Here is a 23,869-nt window from a genome sequence, read left to right as displayed (position 1 = left end):
AAATGATTGCCCACATCACAACGCAGTTGCCCCGAATCGCCACACTAGCGGCCGCGCTGATCCTGGCCGGCTGCTCGCTGGCGCCGACCTACAAGGTGCCGGAGACCGTCACCGTGCCGGCCTTCAAGGAAGCTGAAGCCGCGCAGGCCGAGAGCGCGCAATGGAAGACCGCCACGCCCGCCGAAGGCCAGCAGCGCGGTGAGTGGTGGAAGCTGTTTGGCGATGCCGATCTGGACCGGCTGATCGACGCGGCCAACACTCACAACCAGGAGCTGGCCGCGGCGGCGGCGCGCCTGAAGCAGGCGCGTGCGTTCACCGGCGCCACCGAGGCGGACCGGTACCCGCAACTGAGCGTGGGCCTGGACCCGACGCGCTCCCAGTCGTCGGCCGCCTCGCAGGGGCTGCCCGATGGCGCGCGCGTGGCGCCCCGGACGGTGCTCAAGGCCCGTGCGTTCGCCAGCTATGAGCTTGACCTGTTTGGCCGCGTGGCCAGCAGCGTGAACGCCGCGCGCGCCGACGAGCGGGGTGCTGAGGAGCTGTACCGGTCGGTGCAGCTGGCGCTGCAGGCCGACGTGGCGCAGGCCTACTTCGCGCTGCGCACGCTGGACAGTGACCGCGAGCTGCTCAATGCGACGATCAGGCTGCGTGAGGGCGCGCTGTCGCTGCTGCGCAAGCGCTACGAAGCAGGGGAGACCACCAACCTGGATCCGGCCCGCGCCGAAAGCGAACTGGGCACGGCGCGCTCCGACCTGGCCGGCATCGAACGCCGCCGAGCCAACCAGGAACACGCGCTGGCCGTACTGACCGGCGTGGCGCCCGCGCAGTTCGGACTCGCCGCCCGGCCGTTCGATACCGCTCCGGTGGCCGTGCCGGCGGGGCTGCCGTCGGAACTGCTCGAGCGCCGGCCCGATATTGCGGCGGCGGAGCGCCAGATGGCAGCAGCCAATGCGCGCATCGGCATCGCCCGCGCGGCGTTTTTCCCGCGCATCTCGCTCACGGCGCTGTTCGGCTTCGAGTCTTCGGACCTGTCGAACCTGTTCCAGTGGTCGTCGCGCACGTGGCTGCTGGGCCCGCTGGTCGGTTCGACGGTGGCGCAGACCGTGCTCGACGGTGGCCGCAACCGATCAAACCTGGCTGGCACCCGCGCCGCGCACGAGGAGAGCGTGGCGCGCTACCGGCAGACCGTGCTGTCGGCGTTCCGTGAGGTGGAGGACAGCCTGGCCGATGTGCGCTGGCTCAGCCAGCAGGCCACGGCGCTCGACGGCGCCCTGGCCGGCGCGAAACGGGCGCAGCGCATTTCGCGCAGCCGCTACGATGCCGGTGCCGTTGACTACCTGACCGTGATCGACGCCGACCGCACCGTGCTGCAGTCGCAGCGCGATGCTAATGCGGTGGCAGGCTTGCGTGCCGCGGCGACGGTGTCGCTGGTGCGCAGCCTCGGGGGCGGATGGAGCCAGCGGCAACAATCCTGACGGCGCGCCTTGCGGTTCCCGCAGAAGTTGTATAGCATTTCAACTACGATATACAAAGTCCTAGTATGCTATGTCCCAAATCAGTACAGGCGTTGAATACAGCATCCACTGCCTGCTGTACCTGACGCGGTCGCCGGCGGCTGTGGAAGAGGCGAGTGTCCGTGACCTGGCTGAGCTTCAGGGCGTTCCACACGACTTCCTGGCCAAGCTGTTCACCAAGCTGGCCAAGGCCAAGCTGGTAGTCGCCACGGAGGGCATCAAGGGCGGATTCCGGCTCGCGCGGCCTGCCAACCACATTACCGTTCACGATGTCGTGGTCGCGATCGACGGCGAGAAGCCGCTGTTCGACTGCCTCGAGATCCGCGGCCGCTGTGCCGTCTTCAATGACGACGCACCGGGTTGGGCGACACGTGGCGTTTGTTCGATTCACGCCGTCATGCAGGCGGCGGAGAAGGCGATGCGAGCGGAACTGAAACGGCATACCCTGGCCGACCTTTCTCAGCGCGTCAATGACAAGACGCCGGCCAGCTACGGGGTGCAGGTTGTCAACTGGCTGTCGGATCGTGCGGCCAACCGGCGGGGCGAAAGAGCTGCGCCCACGCGCGGGGGTTCACGCAAGAACGCCTGAGGTCCGCGCGTTCAGGTCACCGGCATTGCCTTGAGGCTCCTCATCGCTTGAGGGGCTTTTTTTCGCCGGCTTTTTCAAACTCGTCACATCTGACCTGCCAGCGATGCGTGACTAAACAGCGACTGTTTTAGTCGTTGTTTACGTCTATACTTGCTCTTGATCCCCACACCACAGGAACTGGAGCTTTGATGAACCTCACGCATTCCCCCGGCCTGCTCGACAAGAACATCTGGACCGGCCAGCTCTTTACCGGGCGCTGGCAGGCTGGCAGCTTCGCGACCGGCGTGATCGAGCCCGCTACGGGCCGGGAACTGGGCCGTATCGGCATGGCCGATATCTCGACGATTGCCAGTTCGGCCGAGGCCGCGGCGAAGGCGCAGCCGGGCTGGGCCAGCCTGCACTATGAAGAACGCGCAGGTGTGCTGCGCAGGGCTGTGCGAGTCGCCGAGACACATTTCGACGAGATCGTCGGCTGGATCGTGCGCGAAGGCGGCTCCACGCGAGCGAAGGCGGCGTTCGAGACCACGATCACCATCAAGGTTCTGCAGGAAGCCGCAGGGCTGCCATCGCGCTCAGCCGGAGAGGTATTGCCTTCCGTGCCCGGGCGGCTGTCGCTGGCACGCCGGCGGCCGCTTGGCGTAGTTGGCGTCATCTCGCCGTTCAATTTCCCGCTCTACCTGGCGATGCGGGCCGTTGCGCCGGCGCTGGCGCTGGGCAACGCGGTGGTGCTCAAGCCCGATCCGCGCACGGCGGTGTCCGGTGGCTTCGTGGTCGCGCGGCTGTTTGAACTCGCCGGCCTGCCGGCTGGCGCGCTGCACGTGCTGCCGGGCGATGGTGCCGCCGGTGCGGCGCTGACGGCCGATCCGAATGTGGCGATGATTCAGTTCACCGGTTCCACGGCCGCGGGCCGCAAGGTCGGGGAGGCCGCGGGCCGGCACCTGAAGAAAGTCTCGCTGGAGCTGGGCGGCAAGAATTCGCTGATCGTCCTCGATGATGCCGATCTCGATCTCGCGGTTGCAAACACCGCATGGGGCACCTTCCTGCACCAGGGCCAGGTCTGCATGGCCACCGGGCGCGTGCTGGTGCAGCGTGCCATCCACGACCGGTTCGTCGGGAAGCTGGCGGCCAAGGCCGCGAGCCTGACCGTCGGGGATCCCGCTGAAGGCGACGTCGCGCTAGGGCCGCTGATCAATGAAAGCCAGCGCGATAACGTTGCCAGGATCGTCAGCGACGCACAGCGTTCCGGTGCCCGCATCGCAACCGGCGGCGGGTATCGCGACCTGTTCTTCGAGCCGACCGTGCTCAGCGACGTCACACCGGATAGTCCTGCCTTCAGCGAAGAGATATTCGGGCCGGTGGCCGTGGTGGTGCCGTTCGACACGGATGAAGATGCGATTGCGCTGGCCAACCGTACCGAGTACGGGCTGTCGATGGGCATCGTCTCCAGTAATGTCGGCAGGGCATTGCGCATGGGGGAGCGCCTGCGCACCGGCATGCTGCATATCAATGACCAGACCGTCAACGACGAGGCCATCAACCCGGTCGGCGGCGTGGGCGCGTCTGGCAACGGTACCAGCATCGGCGGAGCGGCCAACTGGGAGGAATTTACCCAGTGGCAATGGATGACCATTCAGGGCGAAGCGCCGCAGTACCCGATCTAGGGCTTCCAGAAGCAACAATCAGAGATCAATGCTTGAGCGCCGCCGGCGCCTTCGGGTCAGGCAAGGTGAAGGCAATGGTCTCCGTGGCCAAGATCTTGTGGCTGGGATCGGCCAGTTCGAGCCGAAGCTTGTGGGCCCCCGGGGGCAGCCCCACTACGATGACGGGATCCTCGTTGGTGTGGGCCCAGGTAATGTGCGAGTCGTCGACCGTCACATGAAGATGCCCGATGCGCGGCGATACCTGTGTGGCGGTCTTGCCGAACACCGGCATGACACGGAAGTGTTCGGTCCGGAACTGCACGATGACGACACCGCGGGCCAACGGTTCGGCCAGCGGCGGATACGGGACCAGCCTGGGCGCCTGCTCGGATTCGAGTGGAAGGATTGCCGGGGGGCGGATGGGATCCGGTGCGCCTTGTGCAAAAGCCGTCACGCAGAGTGCCAGGGCGGACGCGGCGACGGACGCATGTCTCAGGGGGGAACGCATGATTGTTGTCCTTCCTTTTTGGAGGAGGAGTTTCGTCGACGCACGAGCCGATGCCGGTCCGTGCGTAAGTACAGAGTAGTCGCTGGCACAGCCGGCGACAGTACTTGCACAGCACGCCGCGATCGGTTGAATCCGCAACCGGAATCAGTCGCCACCCACGCGCCGACGAGGCGCCGTTCGCTGCCGGAATCCGCTTGGGTCCACACCATGCTGTTTGTGGAACGCCTGCGAGAAATTGCTGCGACTGGAGAAACCCACGGCGTGCGCCACCTGGGAAATCTGCAGCGTCGTGGTCGCCAGCAATTCCGCGGCCTTGTGCAGCCGCACCGTTCGCAGCATGGCCATCGGCGTCTGGCCGAACGCCCGTTCGAAGTGCGAAGCGAACGCTGAACGGCTCATTCCCGCCAGATCGGCCAATCGCTGCACCGACAGTGGTGCTTCGGGTTGTTCAAAGAGCTTTTCCAGCGCGAGCAGCAGCCGGGGATCGGCAACGGCCGCCGTCCACGACAGCTGCGCGTTATCGCTTTCCATCTGACGCCGTAGCAGCATGACCAGGCATTGCTTGAGCAATGCCTCGATCAGCACCCTCGATCCCAGTCCGGGCTGCGCGGATTCCGCCAGCAGCATGACGAACTGGTCTCTCAGCCCCGCTGGGCCATCGAAGCGCGTCACGATCGGATGCCGCAGCATCCTGAAGGGATCGGCGGTGTCCGTCGCAAAGCGCAACTCCCCGCACGCCAACTCGATCCCCGCTGCCGCTTCGCCCACCTTCAGCGTCGGCGCCGTTTCGCGCGCGGACCATGAGCCAAGCCTTGCCCGATCCACTGACATAGCCGGCGACTCGGACACGCATTCGAGCCGGTAGGAGACGCCGGGAGGCATCAGGACGAAACTGTGCGGCTGCAACGCGACGCGGTGGCCATTGCCTGCGTCGAGCGTGCCGCGGCCGTCCAGGCAGTAGTGGAGGCTGGCTGTTTCACACGCTTCGAAGCGCACGCTCCACCCGTCGCGGATGTCGCACCGTGTGATGTGCGTGACACCGATGTCCAGTGTGGCAAGGAAATGTTCGAGCACACGATGTGCGGAAGGGGCGGATGCCATCATTGGACGAATTGAAACCAAACTAAGACCAGGCGGAACCTTGCCCTTCCTATCATACGTACTCCAATCCCAACCTTGATGGAGTTTTCCATGCTCGATATGAAGGATCGTGCCTCGTTTGAGGAAGCTGGACGAAAACGCTCCTGAAGCGATGAAGAGCTTCCGTGCATTGGACCACGCGGCTTTTGCAGACGGCGCGCTTTCGGTGCAGCAGAAACAGATCATTGCGGTGGCCTGCGCCACCGGCGCGTGCTCCTCCACCACACCACCTATCCGTTGAGGAGTAAATATGCAACCCATCACATCCGCCGCCACGACGCGCACCAGCGAAGCCGTCCACAACCACGAGGCGTTGCTGTGCTGGTCGCTGGTTGTCGTCCTGCTGCGCACGGCGCTGGCACGTTGCCATGCGGCGCGTTCCTGATTCTCCTGGAGGACTGTCTGTCGATCGGCATTTCGCGACGAACGCGCAGGCAATCATGAACGAGGGCGATCCGATGATCGCCCTCGTTGCCTTTAATGGATGCGATGCACGGGCGCGCTACTCGCCAGGAGATTCGCCGAACAGTTCCTGGGTGACCGAGCGCAGCCAGCGATTGCCCGGGTCGTCATGCTGACAGCGGTGCCAATGCTGCCTGAGATCAAAGGCGGGAATCGGGAACGGTGGCTCGAGGACCTGTACATCGGCGATGCGCGCGAACAGCTCGCCCACCGGCAGCGGCACCGTGACGACCAGGTCGGTCGATGCGACCACGAGCGGAATGCTGAGGAAATGCGGGGAACGCAGCATCTCGCGCCGCGCGATGCCATGCTGGCGCAGATACGACTCGACCAGCTCCTGGCTGCGGCTTTCGCTCTGGATCACCGCATGCGGCAGTTCACGGAACTGTTCCGCGGTCATGCGTCCGCGTGCCACCGGGTGATTCTTGCGCGCCAGGCACACGAACCCGTGCCGGAACAGGCGCTGCTGGAATACATCCGAGCCGCCGAGGTCCGGATAGTAGCCGATGGCCAGGTCGATCCTGCCGCGTTCGAGCTGATCCATGATGTCCGTGTGCCGCGCCGATACCGTGCGCACGTCCACATGCGGCGCCTCTTTCATGAGCCGGGCCAGCAGGCGCGGCAGGAATGCCGCTTCGCCGACGTCGGACAGCGCCAGCGTGAAGGTCCGCCGCGCCTGCGCGGGATCGAAGCGCGGCGCCGTCAGCAGATGCTCCCGCACCTCGGATAACACGCCCTGCACCACGGGTGCCAGCACTACGGCGCGCGGCGACGGCTGCATGCCGGTGCGGACCTTCAGGAACAGCGGATCGCCGAGCTGGTCGCGCATCCGCTGCAACGCGTGCGACATGGCCGGCTGGCTCACGCCGATCTCCTCGGCCGCGCGGCCCAGGTGACCATGCCGCCACAGCGCATCGAACACGCGCAGCAGGTTCATATCGAAATTATCCATTTCGTTCATGACCGTCATTCCGTTCATTTGATTGCCGAATGATAGGCGAGGAACGAGACTTCCGTCATCCGGTTTGCCCGCAGCGCGGCGCAACGGCCGGCCGGATCGGGCCTGACCGGGTCAGGCCTCAATCAAACAACAGACCGCGCAAACAAGGAGACCCATGTACACGCCCCCAACCAGCATTGCGTCGGTCATCGACGCACGGCCTCTAGGTGCCTATCGGCTTCGCATCTTCATCGTCTGCTTCCTTATCGTGCTGATGGATGGTTTCGATACCCAGGCGATCGGCTTTGCGGCGAAGGCCATGTCTTCCTCGCTCGACATTGCCATCGCACTGTTCGGGCAGGTCTTCTCCGCGGGCCTGCTGGGCGCCATGCTTGGCGCCTTCCTGCTGGGCCCGCTGGCGGACCGCTTTGGCCGCCGCTGGCTGCTGGCGGCGGCGATCGTGGTCTTCTCGGGGTTTTCGCTGCTGACGCCGCATGCGTCCACGCTGCCGGAACTGCTGCTGGTGCGGTTCCTCGCCGGCCTCGGCCTTGGCGGCGCGATTCCGAACCTGCTGGCGCTGTCTGCCGAATACACGCCGCGGCCCATGCGCGGCATGATGACCGGCGTGCTCTATGCCGGCTTTCCGCTCGGTGGTGCCGTGGGCGCGCTCGCCAGCTCGTACATCGTGCCGCACTACGGCTGGCCCGCGCTGTTCTATCTCGGCGGCGCGCTGCCGCTGGGGCTGGCGCTGCTGGTCATCGTGGGCCTGCCTGAATCGCTCCCGTTCCTGCTGCGCCGCAAGGACGGCCAGGAGGCGGTACGCGCCATCGTCGCGCGCATCGCGGGCCAGCCGTCAGCGTCCGATCGCCAGGTCACCTATGTCGATGCCGAGGAACGCGTGCGCGGCCTGCCATTCCGGGAACTCCTGTCGGGAGGGCGGATCGTTGCCACGCTGCTGCTCTGGACCGGATTCTTCATGTGCTTTGTGCTGTTGATAGTGCTGGTGCTGTGGACGCCTGCGCTGCTGCGCGGCGAGGGCGTCGGCGAGCACGATGCCGCGCTCGTGGTCGCCCTGATCAATCTCGGTAGCGTGGCTGGTACCGCCGCGGGTGGCCGCCTGGTGGACCGCTTCGGTCCGTACCTGACGCTGCCGCCGCTGTTCCTGCTCGGTGCGCTCAGCGTGTCCGTGCTCGGTTACGCCACCGGGTCGCTGCCCGCGCTGGGGCTCGCGGCCACGCTGTCCGGCATCTTCCTGGGCGCCGGCAGTTCAGGGCTGCTGGGCCTGGCCGTGCTGAGCTACCCGAGCGGGATGCGCGCCACCGGCGTGGGCTGGGCCATGGCGCTGGGCCGCATGGGCCAGGTTAGCGGGCCGCTTGTCGTCGGCGCCTTGCTCGCGAGCGGATTCGGCATCAAGGCCATCTTCGTGTGCAGCGCCGTTCCTGCCGCCATTGCCGCTGCCGCGATTCTCGTGCTGCGGGTGGTGCGCGCCGCGCCGAGGGCACAGGGGGACGCGTCGGTGCAGAACGCCGCGCTGCCCGCCGCACTGGACGGCCACTAGCCACCTGATTCATTCATCGCCGTTGCATGGGGCGCCTGTCACGGCTTTTCGTGGCCGATGCCGCCCGCAGAAATAAGGAGTGTCATGCGTATTACTACTCAGTCATCCCCCGTGCTCGTCGTCGGTGGCGGCATCGGCGGGCTTGCGGCGGCGCTCGCGCTGGCGCGCGAGGGCTGCCATGTCAAGGTGCTGGAGCAGGCCAGCGTCATCGGCGAAATCGGCGCGGGCGTGCAGTTCGGCCCCAATGCCTTCGCCGCCTTTGACGCGCTTGGCGTGGGCGAGCGCACGCGCAGCCATGCGGTCTACACCGATCACATGATGATGATCGATGCGATCGACGGGAAGACCGTTGCCGACATCCCGGTCGGCGAAGCCTTCCGCAAGCGCTTTGGCAATCCGTACGCGGTCACGCACCGTGCCGACGTCCACAATTCGCTGCTCGAGGGTGTGCGCGAGACCGACCGGATCGAGTTCGTCACCGCAACGCGCATCATCGAGGTCCGGCAGTCGGCGGACGGCGTTACCGCATTCGACGAACAGGGCAACAGCTACCACGGCTGTGCCCTGGTCGGCGCCGACGGCGTGAAGTCCGCCATCCGCCAGCAACTGGTCGGCGACCCGCCGCGCGTATCGGGGCACGTGGTGTACCGCGCGGTGATCGATGCCGGGCATTTTCCGCGCGACATGCAATGGAACGCACCGGTGCTCTGGGTCGGGCCGAACTGCCACGTCGTGCATTACCCGGTCCGCGCCGGCGAGCAGTACAACCTCGTGGTGACGTTCCACAGCCGCCAGCAGGAGACCTGGGGCGTCAGCGAGGGCAGCCAGGAGGAGGTGCTTTCGTACTTCCAGGGCATCGATGCCCGTCCGCTGAGCCTGCTCTCCCTGCCGCCGACCTGGCGCCGCTGGGCCACCGCAGACCGCGAACCCATCGGTCAATGGACGCACGGCCGCATCACGCTGCTCGGCGACGCTGCGCATCCGCTGCTGCAATACCTGGCGCAGGGCGCATGCATGGCCGTCGAGGACGCCGTCACGCTCGGGGCCGCGGTACGCGCGTGCGACGGCGACCTGCCGCGCGCCTTTTCCGTGTACCAGGACGCACGCATCACCCGTACCGCGCGCGTCGTCCTGTCGACCCGCGAGTTCGGCCGGCTGTGCCACGCGTCGGGCGTGGAGCGCCTGGTGCGCAATTCCCTGTGGAAGAGCCGTTCGCCGGAGCGCTTCTATGACTCTCTGGAATGGCTCTACGGCTGGAAGGCCGAGACCTGCCTGACCGTATGACGGCCACTTCCCTCATCCCCTGATCGACCAGGGATCTGACCTTGCAGATCCCAAACCTGGAGTTCCGCATGACCTTTGTCGTTCCGCCCATTCCCGCCGTCACGATTCCCGTGTCCGGTGGCGACGGACTGTTTCCCGTGCGCCGCATCTACTGCGTTGGCCGCAACTACGCCGCGCACGTACGCGAGATGGGCATGGACCCGAGCCGCGAGCCGCCGTTCTTCTTCTGCAAGCCTGCCGATGCGATCGTGGTAGCCCCCGCGGGCGCCGGCGCGCAGATCGCCTATCCGCCGGCGACCGGGCAGTTCCACTTCGAGATCGAACTGGTGGTGGCGATCGGCCGCGCGGGACGGGATATACCGGTCGAGCAGGCCAATGCGCATATCTGGGGCTACGGGGTCGGCATCGACATGACGCGGCGCGACCTGCAGATCGCGGCGCGCGACCGGGGCCGCCCGTGGGAACTCGGCAAGAGCTTCGACCAGTCCGCGCCGGTTTCACTGCTGCATCCTGCCAGCGAAGTCGGCCATCCGGCAGCCGCTGAGATCTGGCTGCAGGTCGACGGACAGGACCGCCAGCGCAGTGACCTGGACAAGCTGATCTGGTCGGTGCCCGAGATCGTCGCAAACCTGTCGACGTTCTTCACACTGCAGCCCGGCGACCTCATCTTCACCGGCACGCCGGAAGGCATCGGGCCGGTGCGCAGCGGCGAGGTCATGCGTGGCGGCATCGCCGGGCTCACCGACGTCGAAGTGCGCGTAGCCTGAAGGCGGTACGAGCATGGATCTGTACAACTTCTTCAACAGTTCGGCGGCGTACCGGGTGCGCATCGCCATGGCACTGAAGGGCCTTCCCTGGGACCATATCGGCGTGAATCTGCGCGCCGGCGAGCAGGACCGGCCCGGGTACCAGGCGCTCAATCCGAACCGGCTGGTGCCGACGATCCAGGATGGCAGGCAGACCATCACGCAATCCCTGGCGATCATCGACTATCTCGATCGCAAGTGCCCCGTGCCGCTGCTGGTTCCCGCCGACGGCCAGGCTCGCACACGCGTGCTGGAGCTGGCGCTGACCATCGCCTGCGACCTGCACCCGCTGAACAACATGCGTGTGCAGAAGTACCTTAGCGCCCGCCTTGGCATTGCCGACGCCGACAAGTCCGAATGGGTCGCCCACTGGCTCACCGCGGGCTTCAGCGCACTGGAACCGTGGCTGCCCGCGGACGGCGGCTGGTGCGTCGGCGACGCCCCGACCCTGGCCGACTGCTGCCTGGTACCGCAAGTTGCCAATGCGCAGCGTGCGGGGTTCAGCCTCGACCCGTTCCCGCGCGTGCGCCTTGCCTACGAGCACTGCATGCGTCACGAGGCCTTCCGCGTGGCGGCGCCGAGTGCCCAGCCCGATTACATAGCCGCCCACTGATACCGATGCAGGAGGCATCCGATCATGACAACCAATCCCACGCCTGATGTGTTGAGCCGGCGCGACGCGTTCTACCGCGAGCTGGAACCGCATGCGATGGCGGCCCTCTGGACCCGGCTGCGCAAGCTGATTCCATCGGAACCCACACCGGCGGGCGTGGCGCACCGCTGGGCATATGCAACGGCCCGCCCGTACCTGATGGAATCGGCGAGCCTGATCTCGGCCGAGGAAGCTGAACGGCGCGTGCTGCTGATGGAGAATCCGGGCCTGCCCGGCACTTCGTGCATCACCAGAACGATGTACGCCGGCCTGCAGCTCATCCTGCCGGGCGAAGTCGCGCCCGCGCATCGCCATACCCAATCGGCATTGCGCTTCATCGTCGAAGGTTCGGGCGCCTACACCGCCGTGGACGGCGAGAAAACCTATATGGAACCCGGCGATTTCGTCATCACGCCGGCGTGGACATGGCACCATCACGGCCACGAGGGCAACGCGCCGATGGTCTGGCTGGACGGACTCGATATTCCTATCGTGTCGCTCTTCAACGGCGGCTTCCGCGAGGAATTCAAATCCGGCGAAGCGCCGGTCACGCGCCCTGCAGGCGACGCACTCGCGCGCTATGGCACAGGTCTGATGCCGGTGGGCTACCAGGCGTCCACGATGAACTCCCCGGTCTTCAACTATCCCTACGCACGTACGCGCGAGGCGTTGTTCGCGTTGCCACGCGCCGGTGCTCCCGATCCGCACGCGGGCTACCTCATGCGCTACACCAATCCGGTGGACGGCGGCTGGGCCATGCCGACCATCGCCACCATGATCCGGTTGCTGCCGTCCGGCTTCGCGACGTTGCCGTACCGCTCGACCGACAGCATCGTCTTCGTCTGCGTGGAAGGCAGTGGCCATGTCACGATCGGCGATCAGCAGCTGGAGATTGCGCCGCACGACGTGGTGGTGGTGCCGGGCTGGAGCCGCTACACGCTGCATGCCAGCCAGGACCTGGTGCTGTTTTCGTATTCGGACCGCGTCGCGCAGGAAAAGCTCGGCCTGTTCCGCGAGCAGCGTTGCTGAGGCGGGGTGGCCGGCATCATGACCACCATCGTTTCCTATGGAGACTTTGTCGACAGCATTGCCGCGGCGCTGCAGTTCATCAGTCACCATCACCCTCCCGACTATATCCGGCACCTTGCCGCAGCCTATGAACGCGAGGCCAGCGAGCCGGCCAAGCAGGCGATTGCGCAGATCCTGATCAACTCGCGGATGTGCGCGGAAGGCCGGCGTCCGATCTGCCAGGATACGGGCATCGTCAATATCTTCCTGCGCGTCGGCATGGACGTCCGGCTCGCCGGCTTCCCGTCGGGCATCGTCGATGCGGCCAATGTTGGTGTGCGTCGTGCGTATCTCGATCCCGACAATACGCTGCGTGCCAGCATCGTCGAAGACCCGTTGTTCGCGCGGCGCAATACCGGCGACAACACCCCGGCGGTCGTCCACGTCGAGCTGGTGCCAGGCAACACCGTCGTGGTCGACGTGATGGCAAAGGGCGGAGGCAGCGAGAACAAGAGCAAGTTCGCGGTGCTGATGCCCAGCGATTCGGTCGCAGACTGGATCGTCAGCATGGTGCCGTCGATGGGGGCCGGCTGGTGTCCTCCCGGCATGCTCGGCATCGGCGTCGGCGGCACGGCCGAGAAGGCCATGCTGCTGGCCAAGCAGAGCCTGACCGAGCCGCTCGACATGCTCGATCTCAAGGTCCGGGGCCCGCGCAACGCACTGGAGGCGCTGCGAATCGAGATCCATGACCGCATCAATGCGCTCGGCATCGGGGCGCAGGGGCTCGGCGGGTTGACCACCGTGCTCGATGTCAGGATTGCGACCTACCCCACGCATGCGGCAAGCATGCCTGTCGCCATCGTGCCGAACTGCGCGGCAACGCGCCATGCGCGCTTCGAACTCGATGGCAGCGGCCCGGTCATGCTGACGCCGCTCTCGCCGGATCGCTGGCCCGACCTCTGGCCGGATCTGCCTTTGCCTGACGGCACGGCGAGCCGCCGGGTCGATCTGAACACCCTGACCCGGGAGGAAACCCGCACCTGGCGCGCCGGCGAGACGCTGCTGCTGTCGGGGCGCATGCTGACCGGGCGCGATGCCGCGCACAAGCGGATCGACGAGATGCTCGCGCGTGGCGAGCCCTTGCCGGTGGACTTCCGCAATCGGATGATCTACTACGTCGGGCCCGTTGATCCCGTGCGTGACGAAGTAGTAGGCCCTTGCGGCCCGACCACGTCAACGCGGATGGACAAATTTGCCGGGCGCATGCTGCCATCCACCGGCTTGCTCGGCATGATCGGCAAGGCCGAGCGCGGGCCGGATGCGATCAGCGCCATCGTGAAGAACGGCTGCGTCTATCTGGCGGCAACCGGTGGGGCCGCCTATCTGATCTCCAAGGCGGTCCGGTCCTCCCGCATCCTGGCGTTTGGCGATCTCGGCATGGAAGCCATCTACGAGTTCGATGTGGAGAACCTGCCCGTTGTCGTTGCCGTGGACGCCGGCGGCAACAGTGTCCACGAAAGCGGACCGCGCACCTGGCGCATCGCGGCGGCATGAAGATCCACTTGCCCTGATTATCGCGTCGCCGGTAGCCGCCACCCCGGACGACGCTCAACCCCGCGTGGCGATCAACATCCTTAACTGAAATACCCCGAAATGATCAACCAGTTCGATAAAGTCATTTACACCGGCAAGACCCATACCGTCGGCGGCCGCAACGGCAACTCCCGCAGCACCGACGGCCGTCTGGCCGTCGATCTGTCAGGACCCGGCAGCAACGGCGCCGGTACCAATCCGGAACAGCTCCTGGGCGCCGGCTGGTCGGCCTGCTTCCTTGGTGCAATCGCCAAGGCGGCACAGGTGGCGAAAGTCACGGTTCCGGCCGACGCGGCCGTTGACGCTGAAGTGGATCTTGGCCAGGCCGGTGATGGCTACTTCCTGGCGGCACGGCTCAATGTGAGCTTGCCCGGGATTGACCGGGAGGTCGCGCAGTCCCTGGCCGCGGCCGCACACCAGCTTTGCCCGTACTCCAAGGCGACGCGCGGCAATATTGATGTCGAGATCAATATCGTCTGAGGACGGCAGGGCCTCGCACGCATCGGCTCGCGCCGATGCGTCGGCGAGAGCCGCGCCGATTCGCGGAAGCTCTTGAATGCCAGTCCGCCGTGCAACAGTCCGCCCCAGTTCTTCTTCGGGGCCTGGTAGATGCGCCAGCTCACGCCCCGGGCCTGCAGCAGTTCGGGCAGCGTGGCCGCCAGTGCGCCGCGGTTGCCTGGCCCCGGACGTAGGACGATACTTCCGAACAGTCGTGCCCCTGTGCCACGACAGGAAGGAATGCAATGGGCGAGACAGCAAAAGTATCCGTCTCCGCGCCAGCGGAAGCGCTCGCGGAACTGCCCGGGCAGGTCGTGCTGGTCCTGCAAGGTGGCGGCGCGCTTGGCGCCTACCAGGTCGGCGTTTACCAGGCCATGCATGAGGCCGGCCTCGAGCCGCGGTGGGTGATCGGAACGTCGATCGGGGCGATCAATGGGGCCATTATCGCCGGCAACCCGCCAGCCGAGCGGCTTTCCCGGCTCAAGCGGTTCTGGGATGGCATTGCCTACCGCGGCGCCGGCGAGGCAAGCGGCCACTTCCGCGAATGGGAAAACTGGGCGCGGGTGCTGTCGATTACCACCCATGGCATTCCGTCGTTTTTCACGCCAAGTCCCGCCGCCTGGTGGCTGGGGCTGCGCGCCACGGTCGGCCTTGCCCAGTCGGCCTTCTACTCCACCGAGCCGCTGCGCGCGACGCTGGGCAACCTGATCGACTTCGATTACCTGAACGCTGGGAACACGCGGCTGACCGTTGGCACGGTCGGCGTGCGCAATGGCCGCATGCGCTATTTCACCAACCGCGACGCGCCACTGAAGGTCGCGCACGTGATGGCCTCGGCAGCGTTTCCGCCGGGGTTTCCCTCGGTGCAGGTGGACGGCGAGGCATACTGGGACGGCGGCATCTATTCGAACACGCCGCTGGAAGCTGTCCTGGATGACCGTCCCCGCCGCAGTTCGCTGATCTTCGCCGTGCAGTTGTGGCCGGCCAGCGGCCCGGACCCGACCTCGATCTGGCAGGTAATGAGCCGGCTGCGCGACATCCAGTACTCCAGCCGCGCGGAATGCCACCTTGAGCGGCAGCGGCAGATACACCGCCTGCGGCACGTGATCCGCGAACTGGGCAAGCACATTCCGGAAAGCGAGCGCGCGCAGCCCGCCGTGCAGGAACTGCTCGACTGGGGTTGCGGAACCACCATGCATGTGGTCGAGCTGGATGCACCGCAACTCGACGGCAACGATATGAACCGCGATATCGACTTCTCCACGCACGGCATCGAACGCCGCTGGGCGGCCGGGTACCAGGACACGCGGGATGCGATTGGCCGTGCCCCCTGGCGCGAACCGCTCGACCCGATCGAGGGAATCGCCGTGCACCGGGTTCAGGCGAGCCTCCCCGGGTGAGATGCGAATCACCTGGCGAGCAGGCGCCGCGAAAGCTTGCGCGCGCCGCTTTCCACGCTGTGGTCTGGCTTGCGGCGCTGCTATTCCGGCATGGAATAGCAATGACCTGAGGATTGATTATGGCCTGACCGGCGCGGCTCTTAGACTCCTCTTCGACGGCAGCAACGGCGCTTCGTAGCCCGTAAGCCGATGGACGGAGGAGAGACTGGATGAGCAGCGAACTAGCAGCGAATGTGCGAGCGCACGGCGCGTCGAAGCGCGAAGAGGCGAAGGTGGTCGTAGGCGCGTGCGTCGGCACCGTACTCGAGTGGTATGACTTCTTCCTTTATGGAAGCCTGGCGATATTCTTTTCGTCGCACTTTTTTCCCGCCGGAAATTCAACCGCCAGCTATCTCGCATCGCTGGCGACATTCGGCATCGGCTTCATTATCCGGCCGCTAGGTGCCGTCGTATTCGGACGGTTCGGCGACAAGGCCGGGCGCAAGGCAACCTTTCTTGCCACGGTCGTGCTGATGGGCATTTCGACGGCGGGCATCGGCTTGCTGCCGTCCTATGAAACCCTGGGATGGGCTTCGCCGGCCATCCTGATCGTGCTGCGCCTGCTGCAGGGGCTCGCGCTGGGTGGAGAGTATGGCGGAGCCGCGGCCTACATCGCCGAACATACGCCATCCGGCCGGCGGGGCTATGCCACCGGCTGGCTCCAGACCACGGCGACATTCGGCTTCCTGCTTTCGCTGGCCGTGACGCAGCTCTGCCAGCTGTGGATTTCCGCGGAGGACTTCGCAGTCTGGGGTTGGCGCGTGCCGTTCCTGGCGTCGGTGCTGCTGCTTGCCGTATCGACCTACATCCGCACGACCCTTTCCGAGTCGCCGGTGTTCCAGCGCATGAAGGCAGAAAACCGCACATCGAGCGCACCGCTGCGCGACAGCCTCATGGTCGGCCAGAACGTGCGGCGGATGCTGGCGGTCCTGTTCGGCGCGCAGGCCGCGGTCGGCGTGGTCTGGTACACGTGCAACTTCTATGTCCTGTATTTCCTGACGTCGACGCTGAAGGTGCCGTCCAGCCAGGCGTACAGCTATCTCGTCGTCGCGCTGGTCTTCTCGCTGCCGCTCTACGTGTTCTTCGGCTGGCTGTCGGACAAGGTCGGCCGGAAATGGATCGTGCTGATCGGCTGCGGCATGGCAGTGCTGACCTTCTTGCCGATCTTCTCGCAACTCGGCAAGGCGGTGAATCCCGCCCTCGCGCAGTTCCAGCAGTCCGTCACCATCCGCGTGGCGTCTTCGGACTGCTCGGACAGCATTTTCTCCAGCACTCAGACCGCGTGCGACAAGGCGCGCGACTTCCTGACGCAGGCGGGCCTGTCCTACCGCGTGGAGCCTGGCCTGGCCGGCGAGCCGCTGGTGACGTATATCGGCGACAAGCCGGTGGCCGGCTTCGATGAGAAGGCCTATCGGGACGCGCTCGTTGCCGCGGGCTATCCCCCGGCGGCCGATGAAGCGGCAATCAACCGGCCCATGATGTACCTGCTGCTGTTCCTGCTGATGATCTGGGGCGCGATGGCCTATGGGCCGATGTCCGCGTACTACGTGGAGCTGTTCCCGGCGGCGGTGCGCTACACCTCGATCTCGATCCCCTACAACATCGGTGCGGGTTACTTCGGCGGCCTGGCGCCGTTCATGTCCACGGTGCTGGCGGTCAAGTCAGGCAGCGTGCTGGGCGGGTTGTGGTACGCGATTGCGGTAGGCGGCATCTCGGTCGTCCTCGGCATGTTCCTGCTGAAGGAGACCAAGGACGTCGACGTGAACCAGTGACACACAGGCAGTGTCCCGCTCAACCTGAAAGTAAATGGAGCATTGATATGAAGCAGTCTGCTCAGGCGCGGCTGGTGCAAGGCAAGGCCACGCCCCGGGGGCGGTTTCCCCACGTGGTGCGCGCCGGCGATTTCCTGTTCGTTTCCGGCACCAGTTCAAGGCGTCCCGACAACAGCTTCGTCGGGGCGGCCGTGGACGAAATGGGTACGTCCCGCGTCGATATCCGGGCGCAGACCCGAGCCGTGATCGAGAACATCCGCGACATCCTGCGGGCGGAGGGCGCAGACCTGGCCAATCTGGTCGAGATCACCACATTTCTGGTGAATATGAATGACTTTGGCGGCTATAACGAGGTGTATGCGGAGTATTTCGACGAAGCCGGGCCGGCGCGGACGACCGTCGCCGTCCACCAGCTGCCGCATCCGTTGCTGACCATCGAGATCAAGGCCGTTGCCTACGCGCCCCGCGCCGAGGCAGCGCAGACCCACGAGCCATGACATGGAGAACACTATGCTGAAGTATGGAGCGCCATTCAACTTTAACCATTGGATCGACGCGCACCGGCATCTCCTCAAGCCTCCCGTGGGCAACCAGCAGGTATGGCAGGACGCGGACCTGATCGTGACCGCGGTCGGCGGCCCGAATCTGCGTACCGACTATCACGACGACCCGTTCGAGGAATTTTTCTACCAGCTCAGGGGAAACGCGTACCTGAACCTGATGGTGGAAGGCAGGCGCGAGCGGGTCGACCTGCGGGAAGGAGACGTCTTCCTGCTGCCGCCGCACGTTCGCCATTCGCCGCAGCGGCCCGAGGAGGACAGCGTGTGCCTGGTCATCGAGCGCCAGCGTCCGGCCGGGGCCGTCGACGGCTTTGAATGGTATTGCGACAGCTGCGACGGCCTGGTCTGCCGGGCGGAGGTCCAGCTCAGGAGCATCGTCGATGACCTGCCGCCGCTGTTCGCGGCTTTCTATGCTTCCGAAGACAAGCGGCGCTGCAGCCATTGCGGCGCCATCCATCCGGGCCGCGGCGCAGCGCCGGTGCGTTCGCCGGTGCGTTGATAAGGGTTTGCAAACGGGACCACCAATGACAACTATTGCCATGTCGGGCCTGTCGGCCAGGCAAAAGTACTGGCTGATTACCGGCAGCGTGGGGCCGCGCCCCATTGCGCTGGTCACCAGCCTCGGCAGCGACGGCGTCTGCAACGCGGCGCCATACAGTGCCTTCAACTACATGGGCGAGGACCCGCCTTTGTTTGCGATCGCGGTCGATCACTACGGCGACGAGAGCCACCGGCCCGGCGAGGTCAAGGACACGCTCAGGAACATCCTCGATCGGCGCGAATTCGTCGTCAACATGGTCGACGAGCCCATCGTCGAGCGCGCGGTGATGTGCGGCAGCGACTATCCGGCGCATGTCTGCGAGGCCGAGGCGGTGGGTTTGTCGCTCGCGACTTCGGAGGCGGTCGCGGTGCCGCGGATCCGCGAGGCGCCGGTGGCGTGGGAATGCCGGCTGTTCAAGGTCTTCGAGTTTTCGACGCAGCGCGCCATCGTCTTCGGCGAGATCGTGTCGATGTATATCCGCGACGACCTGTTCGACGACGAGAAGCTCCGTATCAGGGTCGACCGGTTCTACCCGGTGGGGCGCCTGGGCGGGCCAAACTACTGCCGCTCGTCCGACCGTCGCCGGATTGCGGTGCCGACCTACCTGCCGACGGTGGGCGTTGCCAGAGAGTGAGTGCCGCCCCGGGGGTGATCCTGCCATGCACATTCATCCGCTAACGCAGATCCGGCTGAGCCGGAATCTGAAGCTGAGCCAGCTGCTGGTGTTCGACCGCGTCATCGAGACCGGTTCCATCCTCCATGCCGCCAACGACATGGGACTCACCCAGCCGGCGGTCACCAAGATCATCCAGGAGCTGGAGGGCTGTGTCGACGGCACCCTCTTTGCCCGCTCCAATCGCGGCGTGGTGCCGACCGAACTGGGGCTGGTGCTGGCGCGGCGGGTGAAGTCGCTGCTGGCCGAGTTCCGCTACATGACCGAGGAGCTCGACCAGTTCCGTTTCGGCAGCGCGGGCCGGGTGGTGGTCGGTACGATGATCGCCGCATCGGCGCACCTGCTGCCTTCCACGATCGCCAGGCTGAAGGAGCGGGCGCCGAACATCATCGTCACGGTGCGCGAAGGGCCGACCGCACAGCTGTTCCCGGCACTGGCCACCGGCGAGGTCGACATCGTCGTCGGCAGGTTGCCTGAACTGGAGCTGCCGATCTCGGATGCCTTTCCGCTGACGCACCAGGTGCTGTTCGAGGATTTGCTGGACGTGGTGGTCGGCAGCGCCAATGACGCCGTTGGCCAGTCCGTGACATCGTTGCACGAGCTGGACCAGCATCCATGGATCCTGCCCACGCCGGACTCTCCGTTGCGCTACGCCGTTGAACGGATGTTCCGCAACGCCGGCATCGAGCTGCCGCGCGACCTGGTGGAATCCATGTCCGTCCTGACCAACCTCGGGCTGCTGCTGACGACGAACCGCATCGCGGTGATGCCGCGGGTCGCGGCCAGGCAGTTCGTGCAGGCCGGGCTCCTGCGGACGCTGTCGATTCCTGAACTCGGCGCGTTCGGCACGGTGGGCTACTCGGTGCGGGCCAACAAGGCGCTCACGCCGGCGTGCGAGGTCTTTATCGAATGCCTGAAAGAGGTCTCCGGCACCGACAAGGCGTCCTGACTGCGCGGATCCGGCCTCAGCAGCGCTGCCCAGACCCCTCAAGACAACGCGATAACCCCGACTGACCGAGCCTGCGCCACGCAGGCTCGAGTGGACCGCTTTGTCCGCTTTCCGTGAATTACCAGAACCAACTGCCGCAATACAAAGAAGGAGGAGACGTGAAGCCAGGCCGAGCCATCTGGGCTGGCGCGATGAGTTTGCCAACCATCGCCCTTGCTCAATCCGTGACGTTGTACGGTGTCGTCGACACCGGCGTGGAGGTTCTCAACCACACCGGTGCCAAGAACAGCGCGCTCGTCAGAATGAACAATCTCTCGGGAACCGTGCCATCGCGCTGGGGCCTGAGAGGCACCGAAGACCTGGGCGGCGGCTTCAAGTCTGCATTCGTCCTGGAATCCGGCTTCGCGCCGGATTCCGGCGTGTCCAACCAGGCCGGGCGCCTGTTCGGGCGGCAGGCGTGGGTCGGCCTGAACGGGCGCTGGGGCCAGTTGGCGCTCGGGCGACAGTACACCATGCTGTTCTGGGCGACGCTCGATGCCGACATGCTCGGGCCGAACACGTTTGGCTCATCCTCGCTGGACAGCTACCTCGCCAATCCGCGCGCCGACAATGCGATTTCCTACAAGGGAACGTTTGGTGGCGTGACGCTCGGCGCCACCTACAGCCTGGGCCGGGATGCCGCGCCGGCCGGCGCCCCCTGCGCAGGAGAGAACCCTGCCGACCGCCGTGCGTGCCGGGAGTGGTCGGCGTTGATCGGCTACAACACCAGCGCATGGGGCATGGCCGTTGCCTACGATTCGCTGCGTGGCGCGGCGAGGGCCGGCGCCGGGCTGGGCAGCAGCGGCATGAAGGACGACCGGCTTTCACTGAGCGGGTACGCCAATATCGGCAAGGCAAAGCTCGGCGGCGGCTGGATCCGGCGGGACAACGACGCCAACCCTGCCACGCCGCGCAGCGATCTCTGGTACGGCGGCGCCTCGTATACGGTGACGCCGGCCTTCAGCGTCGACGCAGAGGTCCTTTTCCTGCGCTATCACCACAGTGCCAACAAGGCCTGGCTATATGCAGCAAGGGCGAATTACGCGTTGTCCAGACGCACCACGGTCTACGGCACCGCCGGCTTCATCGACAACGGCGGGCACCTTGCACTGTCGGTCAGTTCGGGCGGTACGCCGGCCGCACCGCCGACCGCGGGCGGCAACCAGCTTGGCGCGATGCTGGGCATCAAGCACATCTTCTGATGCGCGTCCCCGTTGCGGCCGCCATCCGCGCTGTGTCGGCGTCTCACTATTCCACGCCCTTATATCAACCCGCCAAGGATTGATTATCCAAGGCAAACGGGCACTCCTACACTTGCTTTCACCAACAATGTGCAGGAGAACCCATGGAGTACTACGCCGAGGTCGCAGAGGGATTGCCCCGACAGCTGCGGCATTTCATTGATGGAGAGTTCGTGGCGTCTGCGGGCTCGTTCGCCAAGCTGAGCCCGATCGACGGGCGTGAGCTGTCGCGCGTGGCGGAGGCCGACGCCGACGCGGTCGATGCCGCCGTGCAGGCCGCGCGCCGGGCCCAGCGCGGGCCCTGGCGCCAGTTCACCACGGCGCAGCGCGCGGCAGCCTTGCACCGCATCGCGGACGGTATCCAGCAACGCTTCGACGAGTTCGTGGCCGCGGAAGTGGCCGATACGGGACGCCCGATCGCGCAGGCCCGGGAGCTGGATATCGCGCGCGGCATCGCGAATTTCCGCACCTTTGCGGACCTGGTGAGCACCGCGCACAGCGAGTGCTTCGAGTCTGCCGGTGCCGATGGCACGCAGCTGCTCAACTACGTCACGCGCAAGCCGCTGGGCGTGGTCGGGGTGATTTCCCCATGGAACCTGCCGCTGCTGCTGCTGACGTGGAAGGTGGCGCCGGCACTGGCGATGGGCAATTCCGTGGTGGCCAAGCCCTCGGAAGAAGCCCCCACCAGTGCGACGCTGCTGGCCGAAGTGATCCGCGACAGCGGCCTGCCCAACGGCGTCTTCAACCTGGTTCACGGCCACGGGCCAAGCGCTGCCGGCGAATGGCTGACCCGGCACCCGGACATCGATGCCATCACCTTCACTGGCGAGTCGCGCACCGGCAGCACGATCATGAAGGCGGTGGCCGATGGCGTGAAGAACATCTCCTTCGAGCTGGGCGGAAAGAACGCGGCCATTGTCTTTGCCGATGCCGACTTCGATGCCGCCGTGGAAGGCGTGCTGCGCTCCAGCTTCACCAACGCCGGGCAGGTGTGCATGTGCACGGAGCGCGTCTATGTCGAGCGCCCGATCTTCGAGCGCTTCGTCGCGGAACTCAAGACGCGGACCGAGGCCCTGCGGATCGGATCGCCGTATGTGTCCGGGGTGACGACCGGCCCGATGATCTCCGCCGCGCACCGCGACAAGGTGCTGGGCTATCTGCGGCTCGCCGTGGAGGAGGGCGCCACCGTTGTCACCGGCGGCGACGTGCCGCGCTTCGGCGATGCCTGCGACAACGGCGCCTTCGTGCAGCCGACGATCTGGACGGGGCTGCCGGACAGCGCGCGCTGCGTCAACGAGGAAGTGTTCGGCCCGGTATGCCATATCGCGCCGTTCGACGCCGAGGACGAAGTGGTGGCGCGCGTCAACCATAGCAACTATGGCCTGGCGGCAAGCGTCTGGACCACGCACCTGGCGCGCGGCCACCGCGTCGCGCAGCGCATCGAGACCGGCATCGTCTGGGTCAACGCCTGGTATGCGCGCGACCTGCGCACGCCGTTCGGCGGCACCAAGCTGTCCGGCTTCGGCCGTGAAGGCGGGCGCCATTCGATGGACTTCTATTCCGAACTGACCAATATCTGTGTGAGGGTGGCATGAGCGCGGCACATGACACAGCCCGGCAGGCCATTGCCGATGCCCTCAGGAAGGCCCATGACGGGCTGCCGTTCGCGCCCGTGCCGCCGGTGCGCGAGGCGATCGCGGCGATCGACGGTAACCCGCTGGAGAACGCCTACCGCATCCAGCAGATCAACGTTGCGCACCGGGTGCTGGCGGGCGCGCGCCGCGTCGGGCGGAAGATCGGCCTGACGTCGCGCAGCGTGCAGGCGCAGCTCGGCGTGAATGCGCCGGATTTCGGCACGCTGCTGGACGGCATGGCGTTCGGCGATGGCGAGGAAATCCCGTTCTCGCGGACCCACCAGCCCAAGGTCGAAGCCGAGATTGCGCTGGTGCTGGAGCGCGACCTGCCGCATGCGCGGCATACGGTGGCGGACATCATTCGTGCCACGGCATTTGCGCTGCCGGCCATCGAGGTGGTCGGCAGCCGGATCGCGAACTGGGACATCCGCCTGCTCGACACCGTCGCCGACAACGCGTCCAGCGGATGCTTCGTCCTGGGCTCGCAGCCAGTCAGGCTGGAAGCGCTCGACCTGGTCAGGTGCGGAATGCTGATGGAGCGCAATGGCGAGCAGGTCAGCGTGGGAGCCGGTGCCGCGTGCCTGGGCAATCCGCTGAACGCGGCGATCTGGCTCGCCGACACCATGGCCCGGATGGGCGAGCCGCTGCGTGCCGGCGATGTGGTGCTGACCGGCGCATTGGGCCCGATGGCAGCGGTGGTGCCGGGCGATGTATTCAGCGCGCGCATCGAAGGCCTGGGCGAGGTGCGCGCCGCTTTCTCGAAGCAACCGGAAATCCAATCGTGAATGACAAAACCAGAGTCCCCGTCGCCATCATCGGCTCGGGCAACATC

At 66.0% G+C, this 23,869-nt stretch carries 23 protein-coding genes; 20 read left to right on the top strand and 3 right to left on the bottom strand.

Annotation, left to right across the window (positions count from 1 at the left end):
* The first annotated feature begins 2 nt into the window (after positions 1–2).
* From E0W60_RS03875 to E0W60_RS03865, 3 genes are all read left to right on the top strand, one after another.
* On the top strand, positions 3–1,472 hold the full coding sequence (locus E0W60_RS03875; protein WP_135703088.1) for an efflux transporter outer membrane subunit: 1,470 nt from the start codon (positions 3–5) through the stop codon (positions 1,470–1,472).
* Between the two features lie 70 nt (positions 1,473–1,542).
* Positions 1,543–2,100, top strand: a complete 558-nt coding sequence (locus E0W60_RS03870; RefSeq protein WP_135703087.1) for an RrF2 family transcriptional regulator — start codon at positions 1,543–1,545, stop codon at positions 2,098–2,100.
* Positions 2,101–2,288: 188 nt separating this feature from the next.
* Positions 2,289–3,761 (top strand): benzaldehyde dehydrogenase, encoded by a 1,473-nt coding sequence (locus E0W60_RS03865; protein WP_135703086.1) that lies wholly within the window; start codon positions 2,289–2,291, stop codon positions 3,759–3,761.
* Between the two features lie 25 nt (positions 3,762–3,786).
* Here the strand turns inward: E0W60_RS03865 and E0W60_RS03860 are convergent, their stop codons facing one another.
* A complete protein-coding gene (locus tag E0W60_RS03860) occupies positions 3,787–4,248 on the bottom strand; it encodes a DUF6130 family protein (RefSeq protein WP_135703085.1) in 462 nt (153 codons plus the stop codon).
* Positions 4,249–4,392: 144 nt separating this feature from the next.
* A complete protein-coding gene (locus E0W60_RS03855; RefSeq protein ID WP_240745830.1) occupies positions 4,393–5,592 on the bottom strand; it encodes an AraC family transcriptional regulator in 1,200 nt (399 codons plus the stop codon).
* A 46-nt stretch (positions 5,593–5,638) separates the two neighbouring features.
* Between E0W60_RS03855 and E0W60_RS38030 the strand changes: the two genes are divergently transcribed.
* Positions 5,639–5,773, top strand: coding sequence for a hypothetical protein (locus tag E0W60_RS38030; protein ID WP_255519627.1), 135 nt, complete (start codon positions 5,639–5,641; stop codon positions 5,771–5,773).
* A gap of 117 nt (positions 5,774–5,890) precedes the next feature.
* On the opposite strand, the gene E0W60_RS03845 is transcribed toward E0W60_RS38030, so the two are convergent.
* Entirely contained in the window at positions 5,891–6,811 is a 921-nt protein-coding gene (locus E0W60_RS03845) for a LysR family transcriptional regulator (RefSeq protein WP_240745829.1), read from the bottom strand.
* 154 nt (positions 6,812–6,965) lie between these two features.
* Here E0W60_RS03845 and E0W60_RS03840 point away from each other — a divergent pair, with 154 nt between their 5' ends.
* The 16 genes from E0W60_RS03840 to mhpD all read left to right on the top strand — a co-directional run bounded on the left by E0W60_RS03840 (position 6,966) and on the right by mhpD (position 23,822).
* Positions 6,966–8,348, top strand: a complete 1,383-nt coding sequence (locus E0W60_RS03840) for an MFS transporter (RefSeq protein ID WP_135703084.1) — start codon at positions 6,966–6,968, stop codon at positions 8,346–8,348.
* Positions 8,349–8,432: 84 nt separating this feature from the next.
* Entirely contained in the window at positions 8,433–9,632 is a 1,200-nt protein-coding gene (locus E0W60_RS03835) for a 3-hydroxybenzoate 6-monooxygenase (RefSeq protein ID WP_135703083.1), read from the top strand.
* Positions 9,633–9,700: 68 nt separating this feature from the next.
* On the top strand, positions 9,701–10,399 hold the full coding sequence (locus E0W60_RS03830; RefSeq protein WP_135703082.1) for a fumarylacetoacetate hydrolase family protein: 699 nt from the start codon (positions 9,701–9,703) through the stop codon (positions 10,397–10,399).
* 13 nt (positions 10,400–10,412) lie between these two features.
* Positions 10,413–11,051 (top strand): maleylacetoacetate isomerase, encoded by a 639-nt coding sequence (maiA, locus tag E0W60_RS03825; RefSeq protein WP_135703081.1) that lies wholly within the window; start codon positions 10,413–10,415, stop codon positions 11,049–11,051.
* A gap of 24 nt (positions 11,052–11,075) precedes the next feature.
* On the top strand, positions 11,076–12,119 hold the full coding sequence (gene gtdA / locus E0W60_RS03820) for a gentisate 1,2-dioxygenase (protein WP_135703080.1): 1,044 nt from the start codon (positions 11,076–11,078) through the stop codon (positions 12,117–12,119).
* 18 nt (positions 12,120–12,137) lie between these two features.
* Positions 12,138–13,652 (top strand): fumarate hydratase, encoded by a 1,515-nt coding sequence (locus tag E0W60_RS03815; protein ID WP_135703079.1) that lies wholly within the window; start codon positions 12,138–12,140, stop codon positions 13,650–13,652.
* A gap of 99 nt (positions 13,653–13,751) precedes the next feature.
* Positions 13,752–14,171, top strand: coding sequence for an organic hydroperoxide resistance protein (locus tag E0W60_RS03810; protein ID WP_133095759.1), 420 nt, complete (start codon positions 13,752–13,754; stop codon positions 14,169–14,171).
* A 263-nt stretch (positions 14,172–14,434) separates the two neighbouring features.
* Complete coding sequence (locus E0W60_RS03805; RefSeq protein WP_135703078.1) at positions 14,435–15,589, top strand: patatin-like phospholipase family protein; 1,155 nt, start codon at positions 14,435–14,437, stop codon at positions 15,587–15,589.
* A gap of 209 nt (positions 15,590–15,798) precedes the next feature.
* Positions 15,799–17,400 (top strand): MFS transporter, encoded by a 1,602-nt coding sequence (locus E0W60_RS03800; protein ID WP_135703077.1) that lies wholly within the window; start codon positions 15,799–15,801, stop codon positions 17,398–17,400.
* Between the two features lie 47 nt (positions 17,401–17,447).
* Complete coding sequence (locus tag E0W60_RS03795) at positions 17,448–17,897, top strand: RidA family protein (RefSeq protein WP_135703076.1); 450 nt, start codon at positions 17,448–17,450, stop codon at positions 17,895–17,897.
* Between the two features lie 13 nt (positions 17,898–17,910).
* Entirely contained in the window at positions 17,911–18,459 is a 549-nt protein-coding gene (locus E0W60_RS03790; RefSeq protein WP_135703075.1) for a 3-hydroxyanthranilate 3,4-dioxygenase, read from the top strand.
* Between the two features lie 25 nt (positions 18,460–18,484).
* Complete coding sequence (locus E0W60_RS03785) at positions 18,485–19,135, top strand: flavin reductase family protein (protein WP_135703074.1); 651 nt, start codon at positions 18,485–18,487, stop codon at positions 19,133–19,135.
* A 25-nt stretch (positions 19,136–19,160) separates the two neighbouring features.
* Positions 19,161–20,123 (top strand): LysR family transcriptional regulator, encoded by a 963-nt coding sequence (locus tag E0W60_RS03780; RefSeq protein ID WP_135703073.1) that lies wholly within the window; start codon positions 19,161–19,163, stop codon positions 20,121–20,123.
* Between the two features lie 158 nt (positions 20,124–20,281).
* The gene (locus E0W60_RS03775) at positions 20,282–21,364 is read left to right on the top strand and encodes a porin (protein ID WP_431189867.1); all 1,083 of its coding nucleotides are present in this window, start codon (positions 20,282–20,284) and stop codon (positions 21,362–21,364) included.
* A 143-nt stretch (positions 21,365–21,507) separates the two neighbouring features.
* Entirely contained in the window at positions 21,508–22,998 is a 1,491-nt protein-coding gene (locus tag E0W60_RS03770; RefSeq protein ID WP_135703072.1) for a 2-hydroxymuconic semialdehyde dehydrogenase, read from the top strand.
* The gene (mhpD, locus tag E0W60_RS03765) at positions 22,995–23,822 is read left to right on the top strand and encodes a 2-keto-4-pentenoate hydratase (protein WP_135703071.1); all 828 of its coding nucleotides are present in this window, start codon (positions 22,995–22,997) and stop codon (positions 23,820–23,822) included. The genes E0W60_RS03770 and mhpD overlap by 4 nt, the downstream gene beginning before the upstream one ends.
* Positions 23,823–23,869 lie beyond the last annotated feature (47 nt).

Source organism: Cupriavidus oxalaticus, from assembly GCF_004768545.1.
GTDB lineage: Bacteria > Pseudomonadota > Gammaproteobacteria > Burkholderiales > Burkholderiaceae > Cupriavidus > Cupriavidus oxalaticus_A.
The sequence above is the reverse complement of the archived record's forward strand: the minus strand, read 5'-3'. Positions and strand labels throughout refer to the sequence as shown.

Bases quoted from the DNA above. Each gene is read 5' to 3' on its own strand.
- E0W60_RS03875 (WP_135703088.1), top strand. From the start codon at position 3: ATGATTGCCCACATCACAACGCAGTTGCCCCGAATCGCCACACTAGCG.
- E0W60_RS03870 (WP_135703087.1), top strand. From the start codon at position 1,543: ATGTCCCAAATCAGTACAGGCGTTGAATACAGCATCCACTGCCTGCTG.
- E0W60_RS03865 (WP_135703086.1), top strand. From the start codon at position 2,289: ATGAACCTCACGCATTCCCCCGGCCTGCTCGACAAGAACATCTGGACC.
- E0W60_RS03860 (WP_135703085.1), bottom strand. From the start codon at position 4,248: ATGCGTTCCCCCCTGAGACATGCGTCCGTCGCCGCGTCCGCCCTGGCA.
- E0W60_RS38030 (WP_255519627.1), top strand. From the start codon at position 5,639: ATGCAACCCATCACATCCGCCGCCACGACGCGCACCAGCGAAGCCGTC.
- E0W60_RS03845 (WP_240745829.1), bottom strand. From the start codon at position 6,811: ATGAACGAAATGGATAATTTCGATATGAACCTGCTGCGCGTGTTCGAT.
- E0W60_RS03840 (WP_135703084.1), top strand. From the start codon at position 6,966: ATGTACACGCCCCCAACCAGCATTGCGTCGGTCATCGACGCACGGCCT.
- E0W60_RS03835 (WP_135703083.1), top strand. From the start codon at position 8,433: ATGCGTATTACTACTCAGTCATCCCCCGTGCTCGTCGTCGGTGGCGGC.
- E0W60_RS03830 (WP_135703082.1), top strand. From the start codon at position 9,701: ATGACCTTTGTCGTTCCGCCCATTCCCGCCGTCACGATTCCCGTGTCC.
- maiA (WP_135703081.1), top strand. From the start codon at position 10,413: ATGGATCTGTACAACTTCTTCAACAGTTCGGCGGCGTACCGGGTGCGC.
- gtdA (WP_135703080.1), top strand. From the start codon at position 11,076: ATGACAACCAATCCCACGCCTGATGTGTTGAGCCGGCGCGACGCGTTC.
- E0W60_RS03815 (WP_135703079.1), top strand. From the start codon at position 12,138: ATGACCACCATCGTTTCCTATGGAGACTTTGTCGACAGCATTGCCGCG.
- E0W60_RS03810 (WP_133095759.1), top strand. From the start codon at position 13,752: ATGATCAACCAGTTCGATAAAGTCATTTACACCGGCAAGACCCATACC.
- E0W60_RS03805 (WP_135703078.1), top strand. From the start codon at position 14,435: ATGGGCGAGACAGCAAAAGTATCCGTCTCCGCGCCAGCGGAAGCGCTC.
- E0W60_RS03800 (WP_135703077.1), top strand. From the start codon at position 15,799: ATGAGCAGCGAACTAGCAGCGAATGTGCGAGCGCACGGCGCGTCGAAG.
- E0W60_RS03795 (WP_135703076.1), top strand. From the start codon at position 17,448: ATGAAGCAGTCTGCTCAGGCGCGGCTGGTGCAAGGCAAGGCCACGCCC.
- E0W60_RS03790 (WP_135703075.1), top strand. From the start codon at position 17,911: ATGCTGAAGTATGGAGCGCCATTCAACTTTAACCATTGGATCGACGCG.
- E0W60_RS03785 (WP_135703074.1), top strand. From the start codon at position 18,485: ATGACAACTATTGCCATGTCGGGCCTGTCGGCCAGGCAAAAGTACTGG.
- E0W60_RS03780 (WP_135703073.1), top strand. From the start codon at position 19,161: ATGCACATTCATCCGCTAACGCAGATCCGGCTGAGCCGGAATCTGAAG.
- E0W60_RS03770 (WP_135703072.1), top strand. From the start codon at position 21,508: ATGGAGTACTACGCCGAGGTCGCAGAGGGATTGCCCCGACAGCTGCGG.
- mhpD (WP_135703071.1), top strand. From the start codon at position 22,995: ATGAGCGCGGCACATGACACAGCCCGGCAGGCCATTGCCGATGCCCTC.